The sequence below is a fragment of the Streptomyces sp. G-G2 genome, from assembly GCF_030063135.1.
Lineage (GTDB): Bacteria > Actinomycetota > Actinomycetes > Streptomycetales > Streptomycetaceae > Streptomyces.
The window spans coordinates 122,436-129,914 of record NZ_JASISO010000021.1; the positions used below are offsets into that span (position 1 = coordinate 122,436).

General features: G+C 70.7%; 6 protein-coding genes and 1 pseudogene. 5 read left to right on the forward strand and 2 right to left on the reverse strand.

Features of this window, described 5'->3' with window-relative positions; all coding sequences use genetic code 11:
• Positions 1–25: 25 nt before the first annotated feature.
• Complete coding sequence (locus tag QMF80_RS18620; protein ID WP_283454706.1) at positions 26–694, forward strand: TetR/AcrR family transcriptional regulator; 669 nt, start codon at positions 26–28, stop codon at positions 692–694.
• Between the two features lie 62 nt (positions 695–756).
• On the opposite strand, the pseudogene QMF80_RS18625 reads toward QMF80_RS18620, so the two are convergent.
• A pseudogene (locus QMF80_RS18625) lies at positions 757–1,802 on the reverse strand (S66 family peptidase).
• Between the two features lie 87 nt (positions 1,803–1,889).
• A complete protein-coding gene (locus tag QMF80_RS18630; protein ID WP_283454708.1) occupies positions 1,890–2,768 on the reverse strand; it encodes a LysR family transcriptional regulator in 879 nt (292 codons plus the stop codon).
• Between the two features lie 96 nt (positions 2,769–2,864).
• Here QMF80_RS18630 and QMF80_RS18635 point away from each other — a divergent pair, with 96 nt between their 5' ends.
• From QMF80_RS18635 to QMF80_RS18650, 4 genes are all read left to right on the forward strand, one after another.
• Complete coding sequence (locus tag QMF80_RS18635) at positions 2,865–3,569, forward strand: succinate dehydrogenase cytochrome b subunit (RefSeq protein WP_283454710.1); 705 nt, start codon at positions 2,865–2,867, stop codon at positions 3,567–3,569.
• 2 nt (positions 3,570–3,571) lie between these two features.
• The gene (locus tag QMF80_RS18640) at positions 3,572–5,524 is read left to right on the forward strand and encodes a fumarate reductase/succinate dehydrogenase flavoprotein subunit (RefSeq protein WP_283454711.1); all 1,953 of its coding nucleotides are present in this window, start codon (positions 3,572–3,574) and stop codon (positions 5,522–5,524) included.
• Positions 5,521–6,267 carry a succinate dehydrogenase/fumarate reductase iron-sulfur subunit gene (locus QMF80_RS18645; RefSeq protein WP_283454712.1) on the forward strand — a complete coding sequence of 249 codons (747 nt, stop codon included), beginning with the start codon at positions 5,521–5,523 and terminating at the stop codon, positions 6,265–6,267. Before QMF80_RS18640 ends, QMF80_RS18645 begins: the two co-directional genes overlap by 4 nt.
• A 216-nt stretch (positions 6,268–6,483) precedes the next feature.
• Positions 6,484–7,479 (forward strand): Stealth CR1 domain-containing protein (locus tag QMF80_RS18650; protein ID WP_283454713.1); only part of this gene is annotated, 996 nt, incomplete at its 3' end.

Below are 7,479 nucleotides of genomic sequence, written 5' to 3' on the forward strand. Positions count from 1 at the left end.
CAAAATGATGGCTATGGTGTCGTGTATGGAAAACACGACTGAACCCACGACGGGCCCCCAGGCGGCCGGGCTCCGCGAGACCAAGAAGCAGCGCACGCGGCAGCAGCTCGCCGGGACCGCGCTCGAACTCTTCCTCGAGCGCGGCTTCGACGCCGTGTCGGTCGCGGACGTCGCGGCCGCGGCAGAGGTGTCCAAGCCCACCCTGTTCCGCTACTTCCCGAGCAAGGAGGACCTGGTGCTGGACCGCTTCGCCGACCACCAGGACGAGGCGGCGCGCATCGTGCGCGAGCGGCCCGTCGGCCAGACTCCGGTCGAGGCCCTGCACGCCCACTTCATCGCCGCGCTCGCCGCGCACGACCCGATCACGGGCATCAGCGACCACCCGAACGTCATCGCGTTCCAGCGACTGCTGTACTCGACGTCGAGCCTCGAGGCGCGCATCGCCCACTACACCGCCCGCGAGGTGGAACTGCTCGCCGACGTGCTGGAAGCGGAATCGGCGGAGGCCCTTCCGGCGCGGCTGGCCGCCCTGTACCTGGTGACCGCCCGGCACGAGCTGGGGCGCGCGAACTGGCGCCGCATAGAAGGCGGCCAGAGCGCGGCCGAGGCCCAGGAGGCGGCGGCGGCGGAAGCCGACGCGGCCTTCGCGACGCTGGCCCAGGGTCTCGACCGGACGCTCACCGCCCGCACCTGACCGCCCGCACCTGACCGCCCGCCCCTGGAGGCGGATCCGAGGGGCAGGTCTGAGGGGTCGGGTCAGTACGTCACCGTGATCCGTCGCTCGGGGCCGTCCACCCGCACCACGCCACCGCACGGGATGACCACCTGGGGGTCGGTATGTCCGAAGTCCACGTCGAAGACGGCCATCATGTCGGGGGCGTACGCCGTCAGCGCCCGCAGGACTGCCTCCCGCTGCTCCACGGTGTAGCGCAGCCTGTCCTCGACGCTGTTCGGCCGGTCCAGGGACCACGCCTTGGCGCGGCCCATCAGCAGCGCGGAGAACCGGGAGAGCAGGCCGCGCTCGCCCATGGCGCGCAGGATGCGGTACACCTCTTCCGCCCCAGGCATGTCCTCGGAGGTCTCCAGGAACAGCACCCCGCCTCCGGTGGCGCCCCGCGCTCCTTCGATCTCCCGGTCTGCCATCAGCAGCAAGGAAATGATCTCCAGGTTGCCGCCCCAGCTCAACCCCTCGACCACCCGGTCCGGCTGGTGCCAGATCCAGCCGTCCGCGGGGCGGGACGCGGGCTCGGCCTCGAAGGTGGCCGGATCGGCCCAGTCCCGGTCGGTGTCGCGGTACCGCTCGGCCGGGCGCAGTTCATAGGGGCCCGAGGTGAACAGGGCCGCGCGGAGCGACGCGAAGGTCATCGGGTGCGGTGCGTGGGGCCGTCCCAGCTCCGTCATCACGGTCGCGCCGTGATAGGACACGATGCCCAGGTTCCGCAGGTACAGCAGCAGGTTGGTGTTGTCGCTGAACCCGATGAACGGCTTGGGGTGGGCCCGGAGCAACTCCCCGTCCAGCAGGGGCAGCACGGTGATCTGGTCGTCGCCCCGATGCTGGCCATCACGGCTTTGACCGTCGGATCGGCGAACGCGGCGTGGATGTCGTCGGCGCGCTCCCCGGCCGAGGAGCCCATTTTCCGGGTCGCCGGATACTCCACCGGTTCCAGTCCGAACTCCGTTCGGAGCCGGGCGAGTCCCAGCTCGTAGGGGAGGGGCAGGATCCCGGGCAGTCCGGAGGAGGGGGAGATGATGGCGATGCGGTCACCCGGTCCGGGCTTGGGCGGATAGGAGGGTGTGCTCATGCCAGGACAGTAATGGCCCGGCCGGTCTCCGAGCAGCCCGGTTTCCGCTGGTGGGCCGGTCGGCGCGGATCGCACCGCCGGAGCCGCTCAGCCCACCAGGATCCGCTTCAACTCCCGGGCGGCGCGCGGCGGGGCCACGTCCGTGCGGTGGGCCAGGGCGATCGTGCGGCGCAGCGGGGAGCCCGCCAGGACGGTGGTCCGCAGCCCTTGACCCGCGTGGTCGACCACCATCGCCGGGACCACCGCGACACCCAGCCCCGCGCGTACGAAGCCGAGGACCGCGTCCATCTCCCCGCCCTCCACCGTGAACACCGGCTCGAACCCCTCGGCCCGGCACGCCGTCACCGTCAGCTCCCGCAGGTCGTAGCCGTGCCGGAACATCACCATCGGCTCGTCCCGCAGCTCGCGGATGTGGAGCGGGCCTCCGTTCCCCGGGGGTGGCAGCTCCGCCGAGGAGACCACCACCAGGTCTTCCGTCAGCAGCTCCACCGTCGTCAGTGCGGGCGCCGACGGCGGGAGGGGCAGTGTGATCAGTGCCAGGTCCAGGGCCCCCCGCGCCAGCTCCCGCACCAGGTCCAGCGATCCGCTCTCCTCGATCAGCAGCTCGATCCCGGGGTGGGCCGTGTGGAAGGCGCGCAGGACGTCCGGCAGGAGCCCCGTGCAGACGCTCGGGGTCGCCCCCAGCCGCACCCGCCCCCGCCGCAGCTGCGCCAGCTCCTGCACCTCCAGCCGGGCCGTGTCGGCGTCCGCCAGGATCCGCCGGGCCAGCGGCAGCAGGGTCTCGCCCGCCTCGGTGAGCGCGATGTTCCCCCGCGCCCGGCTGAACAGCTCCGCCCCCAGCTCCCGCTCCAGCGCCCTGATCTGCTGCGAGAGCGACGGTTGGGCGACGTGTACCCGCTCCGCCGCCCGGGTGAAGTGGCGGGTCTCGGCCACGGCCACGAAGTACACGAGCTGCTGGAATTGCATTGTCCCAGCTTAAGCCCTCTGATAGGGGGTGCCTATCAGGATGAGCCCCATCATGTCTTGGACCTTTGGGGCCCTTGGTCCCTAACGTCTGGACCTATGGCTCTGGCAACGCGGACGGGCCGACGGCCGTCCACCACGCGCACGCTCTGGGACTCCTCCGTCGGCAAGAAGACCGTCATGGCGGTGTCCGGGTTGATCATGCTCGGATACCTCGTCGTCCACATGTTCGGCAACCTCAAGATCTTCTTCGGACCCGAGGAGTTCAACGGTTACGCGGCCTGGCTGCGCCACATGGGCGCGCCCGTCCTGCACAGCCACTGGGGGCTGTGGATCACCCGGATCGTCCTGCTCGCCGCCGTCGTGGGGCACGCGGTCTCCGCCTACCAGCTGAGCCGACGGGACATCAAGGCGCGCCCCGTCAAGTACGCCCACAAGCGCAGGCGTGCGAGTTACGCGACCCGCACCATGCGCTGGGGCGGGGTGATCCTCGGCCTGTTCATCGTGTGGCACATCCTCGACCTGACCACCCTCACGGTCAACGAGCGGGCCCTGGAGGGCCATCCGTACGAGAACGTCGTCGCCACCTTCTCCACCTGGTACGGCAACGTCATCTACATCATCGCGATGGCGGCCCTCGCCCTGCACGTCCGGCACGGATTCTGGAGCGCTGCCCAGACCCTCGGCGCGGGCAACGCCCGCCGCGACCTGGCGCTCAAGTCTCTCGCCAGCCTGCTGGCCCTCGTCCTCTTCGTGGGATTCGTCTCCGTCCCCGTCTCCGTCATGACCGGATTGGTGGGCTGACCATGAGCACCGAGTACACCGACTACCGCACCGGCGGTCCGGTAGCCGACACCAAAGCCCCCGAAGGCCCCGTCGCCGACCGCTGGGACCGCCGCCGCTTCGAAGCCAAGCTGGTCAACCCGGCCAACCGGCGCAAGCACACCGTCATCGTCGTCGGCACCGGCCTCGCGGGCGGTGCGGCCGGCGCCACCCTCGCCGAACAGGGCTACCAGGTGGTCCAGTTCTGTTTCTCGGACTCCCCGCGCCGCGCCCACTCCATCGCCGCGCAGGGCGGCATCAACGCGGCCAAGAACTACCGCAACGACGGCGACTCCGTGCACCGTCTCTTCTACGACACGGTCAAGGGGGGCGACTTCCGCGCCCGCGAGTCCAACGTCCACCGGCTCGCGCAGATCTCCGTGGAGATCATCGACCAGTGCGTGGCCCAGGGCGTCCCCTTCGCCCGCGAGTACGGCGGCCTCCTCGACACCCGTTCCTTCGGTGGAGTGCAGGTCTCCCGTACCTTTTACGCCCGCGGCCAGACCGGCCAGCAACTGCTGCTCGGCGCCTACCAGGCGCTCTCCCGGCAGATCGCCGCCGGAAACGTGGACATGCACGCGCGCACCGAGATGCTCGACCTGATCGTGGTCGACGGCACGGCGCGCGGCATCGTGGCCCGCGACCTGGTCACGGGCCGGATCACCACCCACTTCGCGGACGCCGTCGTCCTCGCCACCGGCGGCTACGGCAACGTCTTCTACCTCTCCACCAACGCCATGAACTCCAACGCGACCGCGGTCTGGCGCGCTCACCGCCGCGGCGCCTACTTCGCCAACCCGTGCTTCACCCAGATCCACCCCACCTGCATCCCGCGCACCGGCGACCACCAGTCCAAGCTGACCCTGATGAGCGAGTCGCTGCGCAACGACGGCCGGATCTGGGTCCCCAAGGCCCACGGCGACACCCGCCCCGCCGAGGAGATCCCCGAGGACGAGCGCGACTACTACCTCGAGCGGATCTACCCCTCCTTCGGCAACCTCGTCCCCCGCGACATCGCCTCCCGCGCCGCCAAGAACGTCTGCGACGAGGGCCGCGGCGTGGGCCCGGGCGGCCAGGGCGTCTACCTCGACTTCGCCGACGCCATCCACCGCATGGGCAAGGACAAGGTCGCCGAGAAGTACGGCAACCTCTTCGACATGTACGAGCGGATCACCGCGGAGAACCCCTACGAGGTCCCCATGCGGATCTACCCCGCCGTGCACTACACGATGGGCGGCCTGTGGGTGGACTACGACCTGCACACCACCGTGCCGGGCCTCTTCGCGATCGGCGAGGCCAACTTCTCCGACCACGGCGCCAACCGGCTCGGCGCCTCCGCGCTCATGCAGGGCCTCGCCGACGGCTACTTCGTCCTGCCGTCCACCATCAGCGACTACCTCGCCCGCCACCCCCGCACCGAGGTCCTGGACGACACCCGTCCCGAGGCCGTCGCCGCCGTACGGGAGACCCGCGCCCGGATCGAACGGCTCATCGCGGCCGACGGCGACCGCACCCCGGACTCCTTCCATCGTGAGATCGGTGAACTCATGTGGGAGTACTGCGGCATGGCCCGCACCGAAGAGGGGCTGCGCAAGGCACTCGCCCGGCTCCCCGAGATCCGCGAGGAGTTCTGGCGGCGGATCAAGGTCCCGGGCACCGGAGAACAGTTCAATCAGACCCTGGAGAAGGCCAACCGCGTCGTCGACTATCTCGAACTCGCCGAGCTGATGTGTCTCGACGCCCTCCACCGCGCCGAATCCTGCGGCGGCCACTTCCGTGCGGAATCCCAGACCCCCGAGGGCGAGGCCGAACGGCGGGACGAGGAGTTCTCGTACGCCGCGGCCTGGGAGTTCACCGAGACCGGCGCCGCACCCGTCCTGCACAAGGAAGACCTCGTCTTCGAGTACGTCCACCCCACCCAGCGGAGCTACGCATGAAGCTCACCCTGCGCGTCTGGCGCCAGCAGCACGCCGACGCCCCCGGCGCCATGGCCACCTACGAGGTCGACGGCATCTCGAAGGACATGTCCTTCCTGGAAATGCTCGACACCCTCAACGAGGACCTCATCCTGCGCGGCGAGGACCCGGTGGCCTTCGACCACGACTGCCGCGAGGGCATCTGCGGCGCGTGCAGCCTCGTCATCAACGGCGACGCCCACGGCCCGGAGCGGACCACCACCTGCCAGCTCCACATGCGGTCCTTCGCCGACGGCGACACCATCGACGTCGAGCCCTGGCGGGCCGCCGCCTTCCCGGTCGTCCGCGACCTGGTGGTGGACCGGAGCGCCTTCGACCGGATCATCCAGGCGGGCGGTTACATCACCGCCCCCACCGGGGCGGCCCCCGAGGCGCACGCCACCGCCGTGCCCAAGCCCGTGGCCGACCACGCCTTCGAGAACGCTGAGTGCATCGGCTGCGGCGCGTGCGTGGCGGCCTGCCCCAACGGTTCGGCGATGCTCTTCACCGCCGCCAAGATCAACCATCTCAATGTGCTTCCGCAGGGCTCCCCGGAGCGCGAGACCCGTGTTCTGGACATGGTGGCCAGGATGGACGGTGAAGGGTTCGGCGGTTGTACCCTGACCGGCGAGTGCGCCACCGCCTGCCCCAAAGGCATCCCGCTGCCGTCCATAGCCGCGATGAACAAGGAATGGCTGCGGGCCGTCCGCAAAGGCGGTCATTGATCCGCCGGGTTGGTCAGGGGCCGCTCGGGCAGGAGAGGGCGCGGTCCGCGGGTTTTCTGTGAAAGGCCTGTGAGCTTGCCCAATTGTGTGGAACGCCAAAGGTCGAAGGTCCTGTTCAATATTCAGCCATCTCGGCATATTGTGATGTTGACCTGGGTGGAACTGTTGTTCACGGCCGAGGATAAGGGCATTCCCGCAACTTCCGAGGTGTGATCATTGAGGGGCATAAGCGCCATCAGCAGACGCCTGCGCTGGACCGGGCTGCCCCGCCTCGTCCGCGTACTGCGCCCCTCCGCACGCGTCCCGCGACAGCCCGGCCCGGCGGAGCGCGAGCGGACGGAAGCCACGGCGGTCGCCACCGCGACCGCCCGTCCCCCCGACCGCGAGGACGAGCTGCTCGCCGTCCTCGCCCCGGCCGAGGGCGCCGTCCGCTACCGGGGCCGGCTGGCCCTCGTACGGGACGACCTGCTGCCCGCCGACGTCCGTGCCGCGAACCTCCGGGCCGCCGCCGAAGCCCTCGAATCCGCCGGCATCGGCTACGGCCTGGTCCCCGACGGCGGGCTGCTGCACCGCCTCGCCATCGCCCCCGGCGTCCGCGAGACCGCCCTGAAGGCCTGCGCGGAAGCCTTCACCGGCCGCCCCGTCTACGCGGAACTGCTCGGTGACGGCGGAACCCTCGCCGTCACCCTCGCCGAGGACCTGCCCGCGGCCGTCGCCGCCATGGAAGCCGAGACCGCTCCCGGGCCCGGAGCCGCCCGCACCCCCGCCCCGGGCGCGAGTGACGAGCAGGGCGAGGGCGATGACCGGGCCCCGCAGCACAAGGTCAAGGGGATCCGCCTGCACCAACCCGTGGTGACCTCCGGCCGCACTCTCTACCTCGGCGCCGACCACGGTTGCGACCTGGAGTTCTGGGAACCGCCGGAATCCGGATCCGGCGGGGTCGCCTCCATCCGGGAAACCCCCTTCGGCTGGTGGGTGCCCTCCCTCGCCGCCACGGTCACCCGCCGCGTCGGCGACCGTGAGTACCCGGTCGTGGACGCCCTCGCCCGGCGCTTCCCCGATGACATCGACTTCCCCATCGACGCCGTCGTCACCTGGGTCGACGCCGCCGACCCGGCCTGGCGCCGCCGCCGGGAACAGGCCCGGGCCGAATACGCCGAGGACACCGGCCACCCCCCCCCCCCCCCCCGCGCGCGCCCCCCCCCCCGCCCC

What these genes read in the sequence shown, in the direction of transcription:
- QMF80_RS18620 (WP_283454706.1), top strand. Translation starts at nt 26, where the DNA reads ATGGAAAACACGACTGAACCCACGACGGGCCCCCAGGCGGCCGGGCTC.
- QMF80_RS18630 (WP_283454708.1), bottom strand. Translation starts at nt 2,768, where the DNA reads ATGCAATTCCAGCAGCTCGTGTACTTCGTGGCCGTGGCCGAGACCCGC.
- QMF80_RS18635 (WP_283454710.1), top strand. Translation starts at nt 2,865, where the DNA reads ATGGCTCTGGCAACGCGGACGGGCCGACGGCCGTCCACCACGCGCACG.
- QMF80_RS18640 (WP_283454711.1), top strand. Translation starts at nt 3,572, where the DNA reads ATGAGCACCGAGTACACCGACTACCGCACCGGCGGTCCGGTAGCCGAC.
- QMF80_RS18645 (WP_283454712.1), top strand. Translation starts at nt 5,521, where the DNA reads ATGAAGCTCACCCTGCGCGTCTGGCGCCAGCAGCACGCCGACGCCCCC.